This window comes from Cutibacterium modestum (assembly GCF_008326345.1).
In the GTDB taxonomy this organism is placed as follows: Bacteria; Actinomycetota; Actinomycetes; order Propionibacteriales; family Propionibacteriaceae; genus Cutibacterium; species Cutibacterium modestum.
This window is the reverse complement of the sequence record NZ_BJEN01000002.1, coordinates 397,683-418,361: the sequence shown is the minus strand read 5'-3', so window position 1 is coordinate 418,361 and position 20,679 is coordinate 397,683. Positions and strand designations below refer to the sequence as shown.

Annotated in this window: 20 protein-coding genes and 4 pseudogenes; 3 read left to right on the top strand and 21 right to left on the bottom strand. The window is 61.1% G+C overall.

Annotated elements, in window-relative coordinates; translation table 11 throughout:
- Positions 1-13: 13 nt before the first annotated feature.
- From F1563_RS06525 to F1563_RS06450, 14 genes and pseudogenes are all read right to left on the bottom strand, one after another.
- Positions 14-484 (bottom strand): hypothetical protein, encoded by a 471-nt coding sequence (locus F1563_RS06525; protein ID WP_002529052.1) that lies wholly within the window; start codon positions 482-484, stop codon positions 14-16.
- A 155-nt stretch (positions 485-639) separates the two neighbouring features.
- Positions 640-1,749, bottom strand: a pseudogene (locus F1563_RS14165) (OmpA family protein).
- 565 nt (positions 1,750-2,314) lie between these two features.
- Positions 2,315-2,476: pseudogene (locus tag F1563_RS14615) on the bottom strand (pilus assembly protein TadG-related protein); the annotation flags it as partial.
- A 178-nt stretch (positions 2,477-2,654) separates the two neighbouring features.
- Positions 2,655-2,885: a hypothetical protein gene (locus tag F1563_RS06505; RefSeq protein WP_007433277.1), complete on the bottom strand. Its 231-nt coding sequence runs from the start codon at positions 2,883-2,885 to the stop codon at positions 2,655-2,657.
- Positions 2,886-3,048: 163 nt separating this feature from the next.
- Positions 3,049-3,714 carry a response regulator transcription factor gene (locus F1563_RS06500; RefSeq protein ID WP_007433276.1) on the bottom strand — a complete coding sequence of 222 codons (666 nt, stop codon included), beginning with the start codon at positions 3,712-3,714 and terminating at the stop codon, positions 3,049-3,051.
- On the bottom strand, positions 3,707-4,795 hold the full coding sequence (locus F1563_RS06495; RefSeq protein WP_227431991.1) for a sensor histidine kinase: 1,089 nt from the start codon (positions 4,793-4,795) through the stop codon (positions 3,707-3,709). The genes F1563_RS06500 and F1563_RS06495 overlap by 8 nt, the downstream gene beginning before the upstream one ends.
- Positions 4,792-5,697, bottom strand: a complete 906-nt coding sequence (locus tag F1563_RS06490) for a type II secretion system F family protein (protein WP_149302607.1) — start codon at positions 5,695-5,697, stop codon at positions 4,792-4,794. The genes F1563_RS06495 and F1563_RS06490 overlap by 4 nt, the downstream gene beginning before the upstream one ends.
- Positions 5,694-6,617 (bottom strand): type II secretion system F family protein, encoded by a 924-nt coding sequence (locus tag F1563_RS06485; RefSeq protein ID WP_002529060.1) that lies wholly within the window; start codon positions 6,615-6,617, stop codon positions 5,694-5,696. The genes F1563_RS06490 and F1563_RS06485 overlap by 4 nt, the downstream gene beginning before the upstream one ends.
- Positions 6,614-7,620, bottom strand: a pseudogene (locus F1563_RS14155) (TadA family conjugal transfer-associated ATPase). The gene F1563_RS06485 and the pseudogene F1563_RS14155 overlap by 4 nt, the downstream one beginning before the upstream one ends.
- Before the next feature lie 302 nt (positions 7,621-7,922).
- Entirely contained in the window at positions 7,923-8,291 is a 369-nt protein-coding gene (locus tag F1563_RS06470; RefSeq protein ID WP_002529063.1) for a TadE/TadG family type IV pilus assembly protein, read from the bottom strand.
- The gene (locus F1563_RS06465) at positions 8,288-8,668 is read right to left on the bottom strand and encodes a hypothetical protein (protein ID WP_007433274.1); all 381 of its coding nucleotides are present in this window, start codon (positions 8,666-8,668) and stop codon (positions 8,288-8,290) included. The genes F1563_RS06470 and F1563_RS06465 overlap by 4 nt, the downstream gene beginning before the upstream one ends.
- Positions 8,658-9,938, bottom strand: coding sequence for a CpaE/TadZ family protein (locus F1563_RS06460; RefSeq protein WP_002529065.1), 1,281 nt, complete (start codon positions 9,936-9,938; stop codon positions 8,658-8,660). The genes F1563_RS06465 and F1563_RS06460 overlap by 11 nt, the downstream gene beginning before the upstream one ends.
- Positions 9,935-10,663 carry a Flp pilus assembly protein CpaB gene (cpaB, locus tag F1563_RS06455; protein ID WP_002529066.1) on the bottom strand — a complete coding sequence of 243 codons (729 nt, stop codon included), beginning with the start codon at positions 10,661-10,663 and terminating at the stop codon, positions 9,935-9,937. Before cpaB ends, F1563_RS06460 begins: the two co-directional genes overlap by 4 nt.
- Positions 10,660-11,430, bottom strand: a complete 771-nt coding sequence (locus F1563_RS06450; RefSeq protein ID WP_002529067.1) for a hypothetical protein — start codon at positions 11,428-11,430, stop codon at positions 10,660-10,662. Before F1563_RS06450 ends, cpaB begins: the two co-directional genes overlap by 4 nt.
- A gap of 222 nt (positions 11,431-11,652) precedes the next feature.
- On the opposite strand from F1563_RS06450, the gene F1563_RS13590 reads away from it, so the two are divergent.
- Positions 11,653-12,234 (top strand): hypothetical protein, encoded by a 582-nt coding sequence (locus F1563_RS13590; RefSeq protein WP_007433273.1) that lies wholly within the window; start codon positions 11,653-11,655, stop codon positions 12,232-12,234.
- Here the strand turns inward: F1563_RS13590 and F1563_RS06440 are convergent.
- The 7 genes and pseudogenes from F1563_RS06440 to dacB form a co-directional block, all read right to left on the bottom strand.
- The gene (locus F1563_RS06440; RefSeq protein WP_227431990.1) at positions 12,178-12,711 is read right to left on the bottom strand and encodes a prepilin peptidase; all 534 of its coding nucleotides are present in this window, start codon (positions 12,709-12,711) and stop codon (positions 12,178-12,180) included. The two genes, F1563_RS13590 and F1563_RS06440, sit on opposite strands and share 57 nt — an antisense overlap.
- A gap of 45 nt (positions 12,712-12,756) precedes the next feature.
- Positions 12,757-12,933, bottom strand: a pseudogene (locus tag F1563_RS14150) (prepilin peptidase); the annotation flags it as partial.
- A 63-nt stretch (positions 12,934-12,996) separates the two neighbouring features.
- Positions 12,997-13,581, bottom strand: coding sequence for a GTP cyclohydrolase I FolE (gene folE, locus F1563_RS06435; protein ID WP_002533939.1), 585 nt, complete (start codon positions 13,579-13,581; stop codon positions 12,997-12,999).
- A 55-nt stretch (positions 13,582-13,636) separates the two neighbouring features.
- Positions 13,637-15,796 carry an ATP-dependent zinc metalloprotease FtsH gene (gene ftsH, locus F1563_RS06430; protein WP_002529071.1) on the bottom strand — a complete coding sequence of 720 codons (2,160 nt, stop codon included), beginning with the start codon at positions 15,794-15,796 and terminating at the stop codon, positions 13,637-13,639.
- Positions 15,797-15,937: 141 nt separating this feature from the next.
- On the bottom strand, positions 15,938-16,492 hold the full coding sequence (gene hpt / locus F1563_RS06425; RefSeq protein ID WP_002529072.1) for a hypoxanthine phosphoribosyltransferase: 555 nt from the start codon (positions 16,490-16,492) through the stop codon (positions 15,938-15,940).
- A gap of 9 nt (positions 16,493-16,501) precedes the next feature.
- Positions 16,502-17,455: a tRNA lysidine(34) synthetase TilS gene (gene tilS, locus F1563_RS06420; protein ID WP_002529073.1), complete on the bottom strand. Its 954-nt coding sequence runs from the start codon at positions 17,453-17,455 to the stop codon at positions 16,502-16,504.
- The gene (gene dacB, locus F1563_RS06415; RefSeq protein WP_002529074.1) at positions 17,455-18,825 is read right to left on the bottom strand and encodes a D-alanyl-D-alanine carboxypeptidase/D-alanyl-D-alanine endopeptidase; all 1,371 of its coding nucleotides are present in this window, start codon (positions 18,823-18,825) and stop codon (positions 17,455-17,457) included. Before dacB ends, tilS begins: the two co-directional genes overlap by 1 nt.
- A 126-nt stretch (positions 18,826-18,951) precedes the next feature.
- On the opposite strand from dacB, the gene F1563_RS06410 reads away from it, so the two are divergent.
- Complete coding sequence (locus tag F1563_RS06410) at positions 18,952-19,506, top strand: inorganic diphosphatase (RefSeq protein ID WP_002529075.1); 555 nt, start codon at positions 18,952-18,954, stop codon at positions 19,504-19,506.
- A 112-nt stretch (positions 19,507-19,618) separates the two neighbouring features.
- On the top strand, positions 19,619-20,632 hold the full coding sequence (locus F1563_RS06405) for a TRM11 family methyltransferase (protein WP_002529076.1): 1,014 nt from the start codon (positions 19,619-19,621) through the stop codon (positions 20,630-20,632).
- Positions 20,633-20,679: the final 47 nt, after the last annotated feature.

The following is a 20,679-nucleotide window of genomic DNA, read 5'->3' as shown; positions in this document are numbered from 1 at the left end:
CAACATCGTTCCCTCAGCGAGTCACCGGAATATCAGGAGACGTCTTAGCCGACCCCACCGCGATCTTCACCTTCGTCACCGATTCCGGCAAAGGCGGATACGACGCCTGCATCACATACACACTCTTGGCGTCAATCTCCGGTTCCTCACTACCAACTACGAACGTCATGCTATGAGAGCCGTGGAAACTGTCGACTGAATATTTGACTCCTCCAGCAGTGTCGATAAGAGACGGGTAGTCCTCGGGAGCAGCAGCCGCCATCACATGACTCAGCGCCTGTGAAGTCACCCAAAAGGTCAGGACAGTTCCAGTCGGCCCAGTACGCACCGATGACACATGCAAAATCGCTTCCTGGGTATAACGATTAGGACGAAAACGAATCGCGGCAACCTCTTTGGGAATCGGACCACCATCCTCCTTCACCTTATCCCGAATCACCCGACCCGCCGCCGACTCCACAACCACAGCCCGCGCCGAACCCATCACACTAACCGACGCACTCGGCGACGCCGATATACCCGCCACAGACACACCCGAAGAAGTAACAGCATGGGGCGACCCAGCAGACATACCAGTGCTACCACAAGCCGTCAGAACCAACACAGCCACACAGCCAACGAAAACCGGACGACCTTTCATCACCCCTCCTTGACAGTGATCGTGACCCGACGATTCAAACGACGCCCAGCCTCAGAATCATTACTAGCCACCGGATCAGCCTCCCCCTTACCCGCCGTAACCAACGTGACCCCCTTCGATAGCTGCAATCCAAGAAGCCTGGCCACCGACACAGCCCGCCGACGCGAAAGATCCAAATTATGAGCAACAGAACCACTATTATCTGTATAGCCAGTCACCCCAATCTTCCCCGACACCTTACGAGCAACAAACTGCTTAACCATCCGATCAATAATCTGACGACCAGCCGGCTTAACCACATCAGAATCCAAATCAAAAAGCACACTGGCATCCAGATCAATCTTCATAGACCCCTTAGTCACCCGCTCACGACTAGCATCAGAAACATCACCAGTCGTAGTCACCAACGCGTGCACAAACTTCGACACATCAACACCAGCCAAATCCTTCGGATCCAGTGCCGGCTAAGCCACACCCAACGGCATACCCTCACTCCAACGACCCCTCGCCGTCTCCTTATCAATAGTGGGACCCAACAACCCATCACCCACCGGCACATCATGAAAGATACGGTTACCCACCGTCACATCAACCCGCTGCACATCAGCAGGCAACGGCGGAGTACTAAACCAACCAAGCGTAGAATGCCCAGGAGCCGTTCCCCACACCGGCGCACCCTCCCACCAGTCGTCGCCACACATCTTGCAACCACGGAGGTCGGCGATCGTGCTATACAGCCGCCGGTTGCGCACATCAATGATGGCCCCATCGGCAACAAGGTCGCCGCTGTAGTGCGCCTGGGCACCCCCTCCTGTACCGACGAGGTACCCGTAGTCCTCAAGCGGACCAGACACCGAAGCATCCACCGACACCGAGTAATACACCACCGTGGCATACGGAAGACGCCGCACAGCATGCAACGCCAAAATCACCGACCCCGGGTTCTCCTCCTGCCGTTTCGCGTGGTCATCCTGGCTCACCGCAACCGCATCAACCAGAGGCACCGGCGCACTGACACTCTCATCAGACCGCGCCGGCAACGCCACAAACCCAAAGACCACAGCAAGCCCACCAACAAAACCTGCTACCCTCATCTTCCAATTCCACATTCCCACAACACCTACCCAAGCCCATACACAACCAAAGCCCTACCGGACCACGAACACATCACCGCACCAACGACGCTTTACGACCCCCAAGAAGAAAACCTCGAATCCCACGCAGAGAAACCCTAGCCGCAACCCCACCATGCTCATCAATATCCACGTCGATAACTTTGTCACCGCACCGCATGTGACCAGAAGTCTGCTCAATAGGCGCTAGAGCCGGTTCGCCAGCACCACCAGGAGTCGACGTAGTACTCACAACCGGACCAGACATCGGTGTCGGCGTCGGCACATCGAGTACGCACCTGCCCCCAAAAGCAAATCCTGAGTCCGCCACCGCATGGCCCGTATTCTGCATGCCATTCTCTTGCACTTTATTGCTTCTCACTGTCACGCTCACCAACCCGTCCACGGGTGTGTACTGATACGTGACAACATGCGACCCATTTCGCTCTGCAAAGGAGATGGCGGACTCTGCCCCAATCGACCCAACCGCCGGGCTTTCCCCACCCGAGCGAGCATAGGCCTCGACTATTTGCGGAAGCATTTCCTGGACTTGCTGCGCCCCCGCCAAGGCAGCAGCATCAGCAGCACTGTCAAGCCCAGTACGCTCAGTTCCAGCCCTAGTAAAATTTGGAATTGCCATCATTGCTATCGTCAGCAGGACGAAGGTGAATGACATAAGGATAGCAGTACTTACCTGTCCTTGCTCACCACGTTTGCGTGACATTGATTTCCTCATTCCCAATCCACGCTGTCTCTCCAACGAATCCCAACCCCGAGGCAACACGCGCATATACTTAGAATATTCGACACAACTCAGCGCGATGGGGAAATCGACCCCACCGCGTAGCCGCAAACAGAGAACTCAACCCAATGGACTGCTTCCTCCTACATAGGCAACAACTTCACCCACCGACATTCAAACGATCCATGACACTGGTCGCCTTATCAACCCAGCTCTTAATTTTTTCAGGCTTGATTACCCCATAGATAGCAGAAACGAAAACTGCACCGATAATCAGCATGCCGACGTATTCAAGGGCGCTGGCACCACGCTCATTCTGACGAAGCCTCTCAACCATCGACTTGATGGCGAGCTGCGTGTGGACAGTAGTAGCAAGAACCAGATCGTTCATGGCGAATTCCTCTCCTCGTGGTTCGAATGTGCATCCGTGATATCCCAACGAAGGCAACCGGGCGATTTCCGCCCCCTCACTTGACATGTACGACATTACGGAACCGAAGCAATCCGTCATAGGGTCCGCAGGCCCAATTGTGGACCCAGGCCGAACCCAACCCTCATTCGGGCCCGTCCGGACCCGAGCCCTGGAGCCACAGGACGATGGCCTGAGCCCTCGTCGTCACCCCGAGTGTGGCGAAGATTTGGTTGATGTGGTTCTTGACCGTCTTCTCGGCTAGAAAGAGCGTCTTGCTGATCTCCTTGTTCGACTGGCCCGCAGCGATGAGATCCATCACCTCGGCCTGACGATCGCTGAGACCCATATTTCGACGAATCCCCGGGAACCGACCGATCTGCGTCCCGTGGCCCCGGCCGGCCAAGGCCGACATGACCATGGGTGCCACGGGCATGACGCCGGCCTTCGCACTACGGATCATGTGGCCCAACGCATGGGCATCGAAAGTACCGTGCACGAGGTATCCCGCAGCTCCCTCGTCCATGGCCCGTCGGATCGCTCCAGCGTCGTCGGTGAAGGTAGTCATGATGACCGTTGACCCCGCCGCGAGCTGAGACAACACTGACAGTCCATCCCGCCTAGGCATCCGAATGTCGAGCAGAATGACATCGGGTTGAAGCTCGGTGGCGCAGCGCACCGCGGTGTCACCGTTTTCGGCTTCGCCCACCACCTCGATGTCGTCGTCCTGCTCGAGCAGGGTCCGCAACCCCAGACGCATGACAGCGGAATCGTCGACCACGAGCACCGTGATCGCCTCGTTTTCACTCACGTTCCTCCAACGGCTCGTCATGCACCACCATCGTCACCGTCGTGCCCCGGCCTACCTCACTAGAGACATCAGCAAGGCCACCGATCCGCACCAGACGACGCTGCACGTCAAGCACCCCTTGATGACCGACTCGCTGGCAAGCCCGCAATTCCGACTCGGAGAACCCCTTGCCGGTATCGCGGACGACGACGGTGAGGATGGATCCCTCCTTGCTGACAATGACGTCGACATCGCAGTGTCCGGCGTGCTGGGCAATGTTGTCGAGTGACTCGCTGAGGGCGGCCAACACCTCGAACTGGACATCAGGTCTCTTGAGCACCATGTCCTCGTCGACAGTGAGCTGGACGTGCCGGCCCTCGGCACTCTGCCATGTGCTCACTAGGCCGATGACCGCTTCGCCGAAGACGAGATCAGTGCCGTTGCTACGTAATCCAGACATCACCCCTCGTAACTCGGTGACGGCGCGGGCGCTCATCTGGTGGGCCTGACGCGCCGCGGTGATCGCCCGTGCCGGATCGGTCTCCACCGCCGCCGGAATGACCGAGGTCATCAGCGCGACACTCTGGATCGTCTTGGCCAGTTTGTCATGAAGCTCGGTGGCCAGCTTGGCTCGTTCCTCAGCAGCAGTGGTCGCGATAAGGCTGGCACGCAGGATCTTGTGGCTGAGCACCTCATCGTCGGACGCCTTGCGCATGACCAGTGCCAAAACCCACAACGCAACGAGCATGAGCATCGCGATAGCTCCGCCAAGCCGATCGACCCACAGGCCGACAAGGAAAGCGGTCGTCAGCACCGTTAGCTGCAGGGCCGACGTTGCCCCGGCCACGGCGACAAAGCCGACGACGATGGCCAGGTCGACGAGTGCCAGCATGGGGTGTGCTTCGAGCAGCGCCAGAAACTCAGTGAATCTCAGCTCGACGGTCGACATCGCCACGATGACGATGATCTGCACCGGCGTCATGAGCCGGTCGGCCGGGCTCAGCAAACCGACGAAGACCGCCAGGAGGCGAAGTGCCAAGGCCGCTCGGGTGAGTTGGACAAGTTGGGACCAGCCCAAAACGGGCCGTGACGGGGCACTCACTTGAACATCCCCGAGATCTGGTGGAGCATGCCCGTCCCAATAAGTAGGCCGCCAATGAGTAACACGAGTATGCCGGGCACCATGACCGTCGTCGTCACGAGAGAAACACGCGGCTCGATTCTCGAGGCCCGCTGGAGCGCTGCCTGGGCCGACGAGCGGCGCATGTCGGCGGCGATGTGGTTGAGGGTGTCAACAAGGGGCGCGCCGAGCTCCTCGGACTGCACGTACGCCGAGACGAACTCATCAACGGCAGCCGAACCAGTCCGGTCACGCAGGGCAGTAAAAGCCTGGCGCATACTCGCCCCGTTGTCGACGTGCTGCAAAGTGAGCTGGATCTCGTCGGCGAGGGGCCCACCGTACCGCTCGGAGACGGTACGCAAAGCACGCCGGAAACCGATACCGGCGGTGACCGTCACAGCCAGCACGTCCATGAAACTGGGCAGATCCTGGTCAATCTGCTCCTTACGCCTCTTGACGTCGCCAGTGAGCTTGCCCAGCGAGATGACGGGCGGGATGAAGAGCGCAAGCAGAGCGATGAATGCCATCCCCTGCACCAACACGAAGACCGCCAACGGCACAACAATAACCGCCCACTTGAGCATGTCGGCGAGTACAGTATCGACAGTCATACCGTCGGGGCGACCAGCAGCGTTGACCTGCTTTTGGATCCACGAGACAGCACGAGTAGGCAACGCGCCGCGAACCACTGGCAGAAATCTCATTGCCAGTGACTCGAGCGGGCCAGCATGGCGGTCCCGCTCAGCTTTCTTGAGCAGTGCCACCTCGTCCAAGTCGAGCGCCTCCGATGGGTCGGATGCGGCCAAATAGATGCCTCGGACGATCAGGAGAACAGCACCGAGGGCGACCACCCCCGGGATGAGGCCGATAAGGAGGGAACTCACAGCTTCACCTTCGTCATCTGACGGATTACAACGAATCCCACCGCAAAGAGCGACAGTCCAGCGATGAGACAAATGCGACCAACGAGGGAATGGGTCATCAACTCCACCGTTCCAGGTTCGAACATGTTGAGGGCGACGAGCAGGCCCAAGCCGATGATGATAATAAGGTAAGCCGTCGCCAACGACTGGGAAAGGATAGTCGTCACCTCACGGCGGGTCTCCTTACGCTCCTCAAGGGAGTCGGCGATGCCGCGCAATGCTGTAACCAACGAGCCGCCACTGCGCGCCGAAACGATGAGAGTCGACATGAGCACCGTCACTTCACGAGATCGTACGTGAGACGCCAACTCGTCGAGGGCCGTTTGCAATGACGCGCCGAAACGTAACCGGTTCTCGACCTGTGCGAACTCCGAGCGGGCCGGCTCACCGAGTTCATCGGAAACCATGGCGATCGCGGTGGGCAGCGACAGCCCCGCGTGGCTGGCATTGGCCAACAATCGGGCCAATTCGGGAAGCTGATTAACAAATTTAGCCGTGCGACGCTGCTGAGACCGGCGTACAGACTCCCACAGGCCTGCCAGGCCGAGCAGGACACCGACCACGGCCAAGGCTGGGGCGAGCATATTGTAGAAAACCACAGCCACCAAGATGGATACGAGAATGGTCACTGCAGCCACCACTGCCGGCGGCTGAGTGATACCGCCCAACTCCAATTCCCGGGCCAGCCACCGCCCCGGACGGGTGCGCACAAACCTGGTATTGATCTCACCAAGGAGCGTCTTGGAGTGCAAGATACTCGGCGTAGCGTCGCTGACTGCCCGACGTCGCTGTGCGACCACCCATGCGAACTCGCGTATAGCCAAGATAACAAGCCCAGCCATGAGTAAACCCTCGGCAAGCATGAGCCAGAAGTAGGTCATGCGACCTCCTCGTGATCCACGGAGACACCGCTGGCCGCCAACCGCTCGCGCAGGGGGCCGGGCAGGCCACAAGTGCGGAATGAGCCCTCGCGCGGATTTTGTGGCACATGGACCCATTCCATGATCGGTTCCATGCGGAAAGGCTCCTGCCGCCGACTAGTCACGTACGAGACGGTGGTCACCCGGCGAGCTCCGTAGCTGGTGCGCTGGAGCTGGACGATAATGTCGACGGCCGAGTTGACCTGATCATGGAACGCTTGGAAAGGCATATCGACATCGCTCATGGAGGCCAAGGTCTCAAGCCGCACGAGAGCGTCCTCGGGTGAGTTGGCGTGCACCGTCGTCAGCGACCCCTCATGGCCGGTATTCATCGCCTGAAGCATGTCGAGCGCCTCACCGCCACGGCACTCACCGACGATGATGCGGTCGGGCCTCATACGCAGCGAGTTGCGCACCAGGTCGCGGATCATCACCTGCCCGCCACCCTCGACGTTGGCCGGGCGGGTCTCAAGCCGAATGGTGTGGGGCTGATCAAGAGTGAGTTCGGCAGCGTCCTCGATAGTGACGATGCGTTCCGCCGGGTCATGAAAGTCGACAAGGCGTTAAGCAAGGTCGTCTTACCCGAACCGGTGCCTCCCGAGACGATAATGTTGAGACGAGCCTGCACAAAGGACTGCAGGAGCCGTGCCATAGCCATGTCAAGCGACTTGCGTTCGACCATCGCCTCAAGGCTGAGGGCCTGAGGGAACAACCGGATCGTCACCGTCGGACCGTTGAGGGCCAGCGGGGGCAGGACGACGTTGACCCGAGCGCCTCGGGGCATGCGCGAATCCGGTGGCAGCCGCGCGTCAACCATCGGGCTGGACTCGTCGACACGTCGGTTGACGGTCGAGACTATCCGGTCGATCGCCTGCATGAGCTGTTCCTCGGAGCTGAAGGCCGTTGGCCACAGTTCCAGGCGACCGGCACGCTCAACGTAGATGGTCTGGTGGCCGTTGATCATGATCTCGCTGACGCTCGGGTCCGAGAGGATCGGTTCGAGCACACCCAGACCGACGGCCTCGTCGACGACCCGACGCACCAATTGGTTGCGCTGGGAGGTCGACAAAATAACTCCCTCGCGGGAGACCAGGTGAGCGATAACCCGCTCCAGACGCACCCTACGCTGGGCGGTGTCAAGCTTGGACAGCTCTCCCAGGTCGACCTCTTCGAGAAGGAGACGACGAAAGACCGACACGAGCGACTCACGATGATCGTCGGCCTGGGTGTTGCTGGGTCGAGAATCCTCGAACGCTGCGTACGATCTCATGCGTGCAGCCTCGGCATCTCTGCAACGCGGGTTACGGTGCCTACCCGGAAGCCGATGAGGGAGGGCACCTTGACCGTCAGGCTGACGCGACAACTGTCTCCTCCCGCAACCGACATCGACTGCACGTGCAGAACCCCCGTCAGAGACGCCTCCGCCGCCGACTGCGCATCCTCGCCGAGGGATGCGGCACGGGCGGCATCGCGGGCGGCATGCTCGGTCTCGATCGAGGCCCATCCGGCCAATCCAATCTGCAGGGTGGCGATCGCCGCCACCAGGAACAGCGGGAGTAGCCCGACGCACTCAATTGCTGCCCCTCCACGGTCGTCACGGAATTTCGGACGCGATGTCGACTCGTACACGCTCATCGAGGCTCCTCCACGACATTCTTCGACATTTCCACCACATCCATGACGCCCCACACACCGGTGAGGGAACCAGGCACCCGCAGCTTGACGTTTATGGTGCTGTCACCACTCACGGTGACGTCGTTGAACGGGGCCGGGACGCCCGCGCGGGCCGTGTCGGTTGCCATGGCCAAAGACCCGGTCACTGCATATTCCCGTGACGCCGCCGAAGCCGCACGGCCGAGCATGACGTCAGACACGCCCACAACCAGGATCTGCCATCCAGCTAACACCACCACCAGCACGATCGGCAGCATGCCGAGGTCTTCCAGAGCGACCGCGCCCCTCTGTCCCGGAATCGCCGTCCGAGGTCTCTCAGCAACGTCATCACCTGACACCCCTGTCCTCATCGGCTGTTCTTCTGGCCGGTCGATGCGTCTCGTCCGGGGATCGACCGAAGTCGGGAAGGATTCGTCGGCGCCATACTGGTTCGGCAGTGACCGTTACCGATTCCATCGGTTCGATGTCGGCGCCAACCTCGTGGCGCAGATCCGAGATGAGACGCCACCACGACACCTCGGTAAGGGCCCGCGGGTCACGATCGTTGGACGCCACCTCAAGGGCCCGCGGCATGAACGGCAGCATGACGTCGACCACCTTGGCCACTGTGAGCTTGGCTACCGCGGAAGCTGGGAAGATCGACCTTTTGTCAACCTTGTTGACGACGACCTTGAGCTCCGCCTCGTCACGCACTCCCAAGGACTCCCAGGCCGCAGCCCGCTTGCGGAAGGCTCGCATGACCAGGGCGTCGGGGCTTATCACGACGACCATCTCGTCGGCCATCTGTGCGACAGCCGCCTGACCGGGCGAAACGTGTCCACCGGCGTCAACGATGACGAGCGGGAATTCCATGCGCAGCAGGTCAAGAATGGCGTGGATCGCCTCCGGGGTGATGTAGTCCGACTCACGCACGTCGACTGGGGCCAGCATGACGTGGATACCGCTCTCGTGCTGGATGACAGCATCCCCCACGGTGTTCGCCGACAAGTCCGAATAGACCTTGGCAATGTCAGCAATGGAGACCGACTGGCGGATGTCGAGCACCGCAGCGACATCCCCCTTCTCGACGTCGGCGTCGACGACGCAAACCCGAGACTGCGGATGGACCCGCAGGAAATCGGCAGCCATGTGCACAGCCAAAGTCGTCGTGCCGACGCCACCCTTGGCACCGGCCACACAGATCAGACGGCCGCGGCGTCGTCGCTGCGCCACGGTGCCGGCGATGACCTTCCGCATCGTGTCGGCGTACTCCAAAGCTCTGCCGATACGTTCGGAAACATCCTCGAAGGCGAAGGGCTGGCTGACGACACCGCGCGCACCCGCCTCCATGGCCCGCAATGCCGCCTGCGGCGACCGATGAGTCAGCACTTGGATGACAGCCGTTCCCGGATGGACGGCGAGGAACGATCGACACACGTCGTCGACCGAGTCGGGCCCGGTCTGGTCACCGATAAGTACGAGATCGGGGGCACCTTTGGCGACGGCCCTGTGCAACTCGATCGTCGTTGAGACGACATGGCTGATTACGAGGTCCGGAACCTCATCCAGCACGGTTCGCAGGTCACCCACGACGTTCTGATCGGTGTGACAGATGATGACGGTACTCATCGCTGGCCCTCCGGAACAGCCCTGCCGCCCAGGCTTGACGCATCGTACTCGTTCTTCTCACCATTGCGGTTCGCGCCCGCATCGGTCGGCAAGGCGACCAGGCGTACCTCCTTGGCGAAGGCCGCAGCATAGGTCACTGCGGTGGCGTCATTCGGGGTGAGGGCCAAAGTAACCGGGATGACCTCAGTCTCGGTAACCCCATTGCCAGACTGCCCGGAAATATTCATCTTACCAGCGATCGAGACGACTCGAGTGTTGCGGGTGAGAACCCGCACTGACTTAGGTAGACCAGGCACATCAGCGAAGACCGCATAAATGTCGACCCGGTCACCCGGCTTGACGCGCCCGGCGACCCCTGTGACCGAGTTGACGTTAATGGCGATCTCCCGCTCGTCCGGATTGAGGTCCGACGGCGCGATAAGCATGTCTCGGGTAATGACGGTGCCTGCCTCGACACGGAAGCCGATCCGACGTCCCCTGAGGCTCGACAAACTCACCATCGAGGAATCCGAAGTCCACCGACGCGGCACCTCAACCGGTTCGAGCACAGAATCCGACAAAGGAGTGTACGGCGAAATGGCCGTTTTAGCCCGGTAAACGGTCACCCGCGAGCCGACCTGACTATTAACCGACGCCACGTACCTGGTCACCGTGAGGAAGGTCGCAATAGCGACAACGACTGCGATGAGCAAGTAGATCAGACCACGACGTTGACGGGGATTCACGCGACACTCTCCTGCACGAGAACATGGACATGACAGACGGGGCACACCACCGAGACGCATTGCACCCCGCACACCGGGCAGCGACCGGCGTACCCCCGGTCGTCGGAGGGCCATCCGAGGAGGGCAAACTCCCGGCCGTGGCCGCCGTACTCGGCCCGCACGTCAGTGATAGGACGCTCGACCGACGCCGACTGGAGCGGACCGGGCAGGAGACCATCACCCTCGGTAACATGCCAGGACCCGGCTCCACCTTCGAATAACGAGTCTGAGTTAGGAAGTCGGATGAACTCGACCTCCGGAGCGAACTGGACGACGAACGGTGGGCCCCATGGCAGCAGCGAGGCCAAGTGCCTCATGATTCCCGGATTCGGGTCGTGCAAACCTGCCACTGACGACAGCACGACCCCAGATCGTGCCGTCGTTAAGATTCGTTCGAGCCATTCGACCTTCGAGGCCAAAGGATCACGCCAGGGAGCGACCGCCCTGCAGGCGAGGGCCGCTGCCAAGGCCGAAGCCCGGTGCGTCACCGTCGTCACGGAAAGGCCGGGCACAGCCCCACTAGCAAGGTTCGCCATGAAGCGGGCCTGCCGATCGACCTGCGCCCGGTGCACGATGACCACACCGCCAACGTCATACTCACGCACCCAGACGGCCAAGGCGCTGGGGTCGTCGATTCCCATGACGAGGACGAAGGGATCGTCGTCTCGCCGCGAAATCGGCGAAGGCCAGTATGGGTGCGCCTCAGCGACGACGAAGAGATCACTCATTGTCAGCAAAACTCCTTGGTGTGGTCGAGTCGATCAAAGTGCGATGGTTCGTAACCAATTCGTGCCGTTCTTGAGAAGGAGCATCAGCCAGACCCGAGACCAAGGTCACTCTATAGGCCAATACCTTGGGGTCTGGCGCTGCCCAGAACCGGACGCATCGAAGGCGTGCGCCCGCGTCGGATAGGGTCAATACATCCCCAACTCTGCCGTAAAGGATGACCTATGGAACGACCGCTTGCCGCGTCACGGCACCGAAGCAAGTGGCGGTACACCAATTCACGGCGATTACAGGCCGTACGCGTCATCCTCACGATCGTCGTGTCGATCAGTTCCATCGTGCTACTCGTGTTAGGCATCGCCGCCTGGAGCCTGCCCGAGACCGAAGACATCCACTTGATCTCCGCATCTACCGTCCATCTTCAGAAGTCTCCACCATTGTCACAGGGGCAGGTGGTGTTCGTCAGCAAAGACATCGGGCTCGACGGGACCGGACCTGACAGCGCCCTGTCATGCTCCATCACCCGAGAGTCGAGCACATCGAGAGTGACGGCCCCTGCCGACCCTTCCATCGGTGAACGTGCGCGCGAGGACACCGCTCTGCGCCCAGTGCTGCGGATCGGAGCCACCCACGGCGATGAGACCCTCCACTGCTCCGGGACGGCGGCCGAGTCAGGTGCCGTATGGGTCATGCCGGTGCGCGTCGGTGTCCCGTTCCGGGCACTCGTCGCCACGGTCGCCGGGATAGGATTATTGGGTCTGGCCCTCATTATCCACTTCGGACGTCTGCTGGACCGAGAAGGCTGACCGGCCGCCGTCATGACCACAGTCCTGACAGAGCAGGCATAATGAGCACCACTGAGCACCAGCCACCATGTGCGGGCCGAAGGCGAACTCACGCGCACTCTCCCCCTTGACGACACGCAGTCCCAGGCCCCAAAACGATCCAATGAGGGCGCCCGCCAACACGGCAAGAAACACGTGCACCCACGACAGGTAGCCGTTCATGAGGCCGATGGACACCGACAGCTTGACGTCGCCCATGCCCATGCCGCCGCCCCCACCGATGAAGGCCAGCGCGAAAAACACAAGAAAAACGAGGAAGCCTGCACCCAGCGAACGTCCGAGAGCAGACCAGGCAGAGGTTACCGCCGCCAGGATCCCCAAAGCGACAACCAGCACCGCAGCCGTCGGAAGGGTGATGGCGTCGGGCAGTCGCTGGACGTCAACATCAACGACGCAGGCCGCAACCAATGGCGCTACCAACGTCAGAACGATTGCCATGTACGCCGGGGCGTGCCACCACGAGAAAGCCAGACTGGCGCAGGCGAAAACCGTCCAGACGGGGACCCACCAACGGCTGCGTGGCGGGCAGTCGACCTCATCGCCGTGCCGATAACGCCTCGGTGTGACAAAAGCCAGGACAAGTGCCCCCTCGGCCAACCCGGTCGCTACACCTACCGTCGCGGCAACAGGTCCGCCCACAGCGCTTAACACTGTTGCCATGCTAGGGAGATCAACGCTCCAGGCGTTAAGCCCCAAGACCCAAGTAAGGGCCCATTGGAATAGTCAACGCCCAGCCGTGATAAGTCCCATCGCTTCGGCCCGCGTCGCCGGGTTGCGCAGGATCCCGCGAACCGCAGAGGTCACCGTTCTGGCTCCTGGCTTGCGGACCCCTCTCGTCGTCATGCACATATGCTCGGCCTCAACGACCACGATCACACCACGGGCGCCCAGGTGCTTTACCAAGGCGTCGGCCACCTGGGTCGTCAACCTCTCTTGTACCTGAGGTCGACGCGCATAGACCTCCACTAACCTGGCGATCTTGCTCAGTCCTGTCACTCGGCCATCCTTGGCCGGAATATAACCAACGTGCGCCACTCCGATGAAGGGCAGCAGGTGGTGTTCACACATCGACTGCAGCTCAATATCGCGTACTAACACCATCTCGTCGTGGGAGATGTCAAAAGTCGTTGCCAGCAACTCTCCCGGATCTTGACTCAACCCGCCAAATAGTTCCTCGGCCGCCTTGGCCACGCGCATCGGGGTATCGCGCAGACCTTCCCGATTGGGATCCTCGCCGATCGCCAGGAGGAACTCACGGGTAGCTGCCGCGACTCGCTCGCGATCAACCAACAATTTCGTGAAACTCACAGCGGACAGCCTAGAACGACGGCCTGCCGCGTTACATGCGGCAGGCCGTTGATGATCATGGCCTGGGTAGGCCCCAAGGGCTACCGCTCGATGGCGGCTGCGGGCCCTCCCCCGGATTTGTCGGTCCAGGGCTTGGCGGCTCAGGTGGTTTACCTCCCCCGACACTCGGCGGCTGCCAATCAGATGGCGGCTCCCACTCACCGGGTTTATCTCCTGGTAGGTCTCCGCCCGGCTCAGGAATCGGCGGGGTGATGACGCCACGACGGGGAGCACCGACCTGCGGAGCATCCTCCTCCACACCAGCGACCTGCGGCGGCTCGATCGGCGGGATAGACGATGGCACACGCTTATCCGAACCGGTGAAGGAACCGCGCTCGGGCCACCGCTTGAGCGGCTTGAAGATCTCGGCGACCTCAGCCTTGCTCAGCGTCTCCTTTGCGAATAACTGACGCACAAGCTCGTCGAGGACCTCGCGATTGGCGTCCAAGCAATCGAAGGCTTCCTGGTGGGCGTTTTCGAGAAGTTCACGCACCTCGTCGTCAATAATCTTGGCGGTCTCGTCGGAATAGTCGCGCTGCTGTCCAGCGGTCATACCGAGGAAGGGCTCGGTGTCCCCGGACCCTAGCTGCACGGTGCCGACGCGAGCTGACAAACCGTATTGGGTAACGAGGGCACGAGCTACCTTGGTGGCCTTCTCTATATCGTTAGAGGCACCCGTCGACGGATCGTGGAAGATGAGTTCCTCAGCCGCACGACCACCCATCATGTACGCCATCGAGTCCAGCAACTCGCTGCGCCTCTGGGAGTACTTGTCGGAGTCGGGCATGACCATCGTGTAGCCCAGTGCCCGACCACGCGGCAGGATCGTGATCTTCTGCACCGGGTCAGTACCCGGCATAGCCGCGGCTACCAGGGCATGACCGCCTTCGTGGTAGGCGGTCACCAGGCGCTCATGCTCGTTCATGAGCCGAGTCTTCTTCTGCGGGCCAGCGATCACGCGATCGATAGCTTCATCCAGCTCCGCGTTACCGATCACCGGTAGGTTGGCGCGAGCCGTCAGCAAGGCCGCCTCGTTAAGGACGTTAGCCAGGTCAGCACCTGTCATGCCAGGGGTACGACGGGCAATCGACGCCAGGTCGACATTGTCGGCCATGGGCTTGCCGTGGGCGTGAACCTGGAGGATCTTGAGACGACCATCGAGGTCTGGAGCCTCCACCGCGATCTGGCGGTCGAAGCGCCCAGGACGCAGCAGGGCCGGGTCAAGAACGTCGGGGCGGTTCGTCGCCGCGATAAGAATGACGCCACCGTGAACGTCGAAGCCGTCCATTTCGACGAGCAACTGGTTCAAGGTCTGCTCGCGCTCGTCATGGCCGCCGCCCATGCCGGCTCCACGGTGACGACCGACAGCGTCAATCTCATCAATGAAGATGATGGCCGGAGCGGCCTCCTTGGCCTGTTCGAAGAGGTCGCGCACACGGGAGGCACCGACGCCGACGAACATCTCGACGAAGTCCGAACCCGAGATGGAGAAGAACGGCACTCCAGCCTCCCCGGCCACTGCACGGGCCAGCAGGGTCTTGCCGGTACCAGGAGGGCCATACAGCAGTACTCCTTTGGGGATCTTGGCACCGACCCGTTGGAATTTCGCCGGCTCGGCGAGGAATTCACGGATCTCTTGCAGCTCGTCGATCGCCTCCTGGCAACCCGCGACGTCGGCGAAGGTTGATTTGGGGGTGTCCTTGCTGCCCACCTTGGCCCTGGATTTACCAAATCCCATGACGCCACCGCGGCCACCCATGCCCTGCGACGCATTCATAGCCCACAAGAAAAACAGCAGGATGATGACGAAGGGCAAGAAGTTGATGAGCAGAGCCTTCCAGATGCTCTGCCCGGGGTTTTCTCCCTGCCACGACTTCAGCGTCTTCGCCTTGACCCGTTCGTTGAGCTTGTCAACGAGCTGATCGGACTGGTTGCCGACCCAGTACGAGCGATACTTTTTGTCGTCGTTCTCAGTGATCTTGATGACCTGGTCGCCGTCAGTTAGCGTGACGTTATCCAGCTTCCTGGAGCTATTGATGATGCTGACGGCCTCAGAGGTCGGAATGTCCTTGTAACCGTTCCCCGATTCGGCGAACCGAAGGAACACAATGATCAAGCCGATGCACAACACGATCCAGATAAGAGGACCTTTGAAGATGCGGGACGCGTTTTTCATGGACTACCTAGGGGCACGGTGGGCAGGACTCAGAGCGTCACGATACCAGCGCATGACAACATCACGCCCTCGCAACGTTCCGCGGACAGCTCAGAGCACAAACAGACCACCCGCGCGGTGTCCGGGCTTGGGATCGCATCCTCAGGACTGGTAAACGTGCGGCGCCAACGTCGCAACATCCGTAAGGTTGCGGTACCTATCGGCATAGTCAAGGCCATATCCGACGACAAACTCGTTGGGGATATCGAAGCCGACGTACTTGACGTCCAGCGGGCACGTAACAGCCTCGGGCTTGCGGAACATCGCCATGATCTCAATCGAGTTCGGGTTGCGGCTACGTAAATTCTGCACCAAGTAGCTCAGTGTCAGCCCGGTGTCGATGATGTCCTCAACAATGAGGATGTCGCGACCATCAATGTCCTTAGTGAGGTCCTTGAGGATGCGCACGACACCGCTGGACTTTGTCCCAGCCCCGTAGGACGAAACAGCCATCCAGTCCATAGACATATGGGAGGTCATCGCGCGGCATAGATCCGCCATTGTCATGACAGCACCATTGAGCACCCCGACCATGAGGATCTCTCGTCCGGCGTAGTCAGCGTCGATCTGGGAAGCAACCTCGCGGATACGGGAGGCCACCTGCTCCTCGGTATACAGAACGTGGTCGAAATCTCCAGGAATGTCAGAAACTCGCACATCATCAGCCTACCGACTCATATGCCGTCCCAAGCGCCGGGTGAGATACAGCGTTCCTCGCCTCACCTCGACGCGGCCTCCTGGGACGTCCACCCCTGCACCCCCAGGCCCTTCCAGCAAGCCCAAGACGGAGTCGACATGCACCATCCTCGCCTCCGGCAGCCACTCTTTGACGACCCTGCGCGCCAAGCCGGCCTCAACCCCACACAAACCGGAAAGCTCGTCGGAACTCACCCCGTGCTCATCCGCCCACACCCGCGCGGCGCGAGCGACGACCTGGTCCTCCCCCGCCAACAAGGCCGCACTGCGAGCCAGAGACTCCGCCACCCCTGGGCCCAGCACCTCCGCCATGACCGGCATGAGTTCAGTGCGCACCCGGGAGCGCAGGAATCGTGGGTCACCGTTGTGAGGATCCTGCCACGGCTCGACCTCCCACTCTCGACACGCCTGCACCGTCTGGGCCCGTCGAATTTCTAGCAGTGGGTGCCAAAACTGACCGGAACGCGGACGAATACCTGCCAGTGACGTCGCCCCCGAACCTCTTGCCAGAGAGAGCAGCACCTGCTCAGCCTGGTCGTCAAGGGTGTGACCGAGCAGCACCGGCTCATCTCCAGCGACGTCGAGCAGTGCTGCCCGACGAGCAGTACGGGCCGCGGCCTCGGGTCCGTCGGGGTCTTCGGCGTCGACATCGACACGGCGCACACGTGCATCCATGCCTCGACTCGCCAGCAACTGCCGCGTCCGCTCGGCTACGTCGTCGGACCCCTGCTGCAACCGATGGTCGACAATGACGACCCTTACGTCAGATCTGCACCGCCGCGACGCCCACCTTGACGCCAACGCTAGAGCCAGCGAGTCTGGACCGCCAGAGCACCCAACAACGAACCGATCGACCCCGCGCACCATCCGCTCGACGGCCTGAGCTACTGCCAGGGCTGCTGGCCCTAATTCACGCCGTGCCATTAGCGGGTGCAGCCGCACCCGGCCAGGTTGCTGTAGACAACGTCGAGCCACGACCGGGCTCTGATGTCAGTCTTGTTGAGGATGAAGGAGGCCACCAGAATTCGTCCGTCGGCGTCACGTAGCCACCCTGACATCGAAATGACTCCGTCCAAGGTGCCCGTCTTAGCATGGACGACACCGCGCCCGGCCGCCGTGCTCGGATCGGAAAACCGATTGTGGAGGGTCCCAGAGACCCGCCCCACTGGCACCGCATTCGCGACCGGCTGGAGCTTTGGGGTCGACAGGATTTTCTGCCAGGCGCGGGAAAGCATCGAGGCGGTGATCCGATTGCCCTTTGACAATCCCGATCCGTCCTGAACAACCGCGCCGTCCTGCCAAACACCCAAGTTCTTAAGGTGTTCTTCAAGCGCTTGAGAACCACCAGCAAAGGACCCCGGCTTACCACTAACAAGCGCCATCTGTCGGCTCAAGACCTCGGCGGCAGAGTTGTCCGACTCCTGTAATGTGCGGGTGACGAGGTCCTCCACCGGAAGGGACTGCACCGCCGCAATCTCTTTGGCTGACGCGTCAGCTTTGTGGCGAGTAACCGAGCCATTCACCGTGATCCCGGCGCTACGAAGCGAGCCAATGAAGGTGTTCGTGGCAAGTACAGCGGGCGTCTTGCTGCGATCCCATGGGCTGTTGTTGATCATTCCTTCATCGACCCATAACGAGGTAATCGGCGTGACCTCGTCGAAGTAGTTGTCGACCGGCCAAGCTTTGTTCCAATCCGGTCCAGTAAACAGGGTGTCATCGAAGTTGACGGTGACCGTCGTCGTCCCCGCCTTCTTGAGTGCCGCGGCCGTGCGTTTGGCAAGGTCTTCCACCGACGGGTACTCGGGCTGCTTGGTCGAGGGCTTCGAGCGCAGGTACGGGTCGCCACCACCGATCAGAGTCAATGCGGACCCATTGGCGACGACCTTTGTCGTGTAGCGATGCCCGGCGTCAGTGCAATCCAACAGCGCAATCGCGGTAAGGACTTTGAGGTTTGAAGCTGGAGTCAGGAAGGAATCCTGACCCGACTGGTAGAGGGTCTCGCCGGTCGCCGCGTCCATAATGTCAGCGCCCAGCACGCCCGGGGCCGCGCCTGCAGATTTGACGCGATTGGCGATCGCGGCAGCGACCGGCTTGGCCGACGGCGTCGTCGGCACCGCTGCCGCGACAATCCCTCGACCCGGCACTGCCTGGGCGGTGTTGTCATGGTGATAAGGGAGGATACCTCCTCCGATCTGTCCCGCAGGTGACCCGCTCCGCAGGGAGCTGACGATAACCGCAAAGACGACAATGACGGTCACTGCGACGCCGACAGTAACTGGTACCCATGCCGGCATGCGCCGTCGTGGCGCCGACATGGCTCGTTTCGGCTTAGGTTGGTCTGGGTGTAGCACGAAAATCCCTCCTGCAAACGGATACAGTGTCGATCATCACCGTGTCCAATACAAGAAGAGGGGCCCCTCGTGACCGACGATTTCACCAATCCCTTCCAGGGAGAACAGCCCGAGAGCTTGCACTTTGATGTGACGATCGAGATTCCACGTGGCAACAAGAACAAGTACGAGATGGACCATGAGACTGGCCGCATCCGTCTCGACCGCACTTTGTTCACCTCGACGCAGTACCCGTATGACTACGGGTACATCGAGGGCACTCTTGGCGAAGACGGCGACCCACTAGACGCCCTTGTTTTGCTGCCTGAGCCCACTTTCCCCGGCTGTCTCATCGAGTGCCGTGCATTGGCTATGTTCCAGATGCAGGACGAGATGGGTGGCGACGACAAAGTGCTGTGTGTGCCCGCCGATGACCCCCGCCGTGCCGGCCTCATTGACCTTGATGACGTCGGCAGCATGACCCTCATGGAAATCGAGCATTTCTTCACCGTCTACAAAGACCTGGAGCCTGGAAAGTCGGTCGAGGGCGCCACCTGGACCAGTCGCGACGAGGCTGAGGCTGAGATCAAAGCCTCCTTCGAGCGCGCCAAGGGCACCTCCTATGAGAACTCGCACACCGCCTGAGTCACTACACCCCGGCACTGCCCCGATTCCGGGCCGCGAATCGTGACGTCGCAAGCATTCGGAAACCGCATCGCCGCGGTTGCCGATTGCTGTTCATGACACAATGTCACCCATGTCCGAATCCCTCGTTCTGCTCGCCCCTGCGGCAAATCACGTCTATGCCGGGCAGGCAGGACGGCTGTGCGCCGCAGAGCTGTCCCTCACCTGCCCCAATGCCACGTTAGTTGTTCCGCTGGCCGTGGCCGGGGTCGAGTACCTAGCAGTTCGCAGCGAGGGGCCCCTACAGTCGACAGATCTGGCCGCGGTGGCGCGATCGTCGGCGGCTCTGGCCTGTTTCGAGTACCGCGGCGACCTGCTTGCCCCTATTGAGCTGCCGCAGGTTGACGTCGTGGACGAGGACCTCGTTACCATCCCCAAGTACCGCGGAAAGACCAACGAGCAGTTCACCCGACTACTGCTCAACCTCACTCTCGCCAGCTTGGAGGGTCGCTGTGCAACCCGTCGTGACGAGGGCCAACGGTTGGCTATCTTCGACCCGCTGGCCGGGCGCGGCACTACCTTGGAATGCGCCTGGAGGGCCGGACACAACGGTTTCGGTGTCGAGCAGGATGCCAAGGCCGTCGAGGCGCTTGCTGCCCACATCACCACGTGGCTGCGTCGCAAACGCATCAAGCACAGCTGCGGCACCCATCCAGTGCGTCGTGACGGTCGCTCGCTTGGCAAGCGGTTTGACGCTGAGGCGCGCCTGCCGAAAGTTGAACCGTTGACCATGGGCGTTTTCACTGGCGACGCCATCGATTCAGCAGTGTTGTGGGGACGCAAGACCTTCGACGCCATCGTTACCGACACCCCCTATGGCATCGTGCATAGCTCCCGCAGCGGAACGTCTCGACGCCGCTCCCCTACCGACCTGTTGCGCGAAGCCATCCCGGTATGGGCCGGGCAGCTACGTCGCGGTGGCGCCTTAGGTATGTCGTGGAACACCCTGGGTTTGTCTCGAGAACACCTCGTCGCGATGCTGTCTGCCGCCGGTCTCATGCCCCTTGACGACGACCTGTGGCATCAGTTCAGTCACCGCGTTGATTCCTCAATCCATCGCGACCTCATCGTCGCCGTCAAACCGTGAACGGGCTTAGACTCGTCACGAATACAGCCGAGCTAATACCCCGAGTT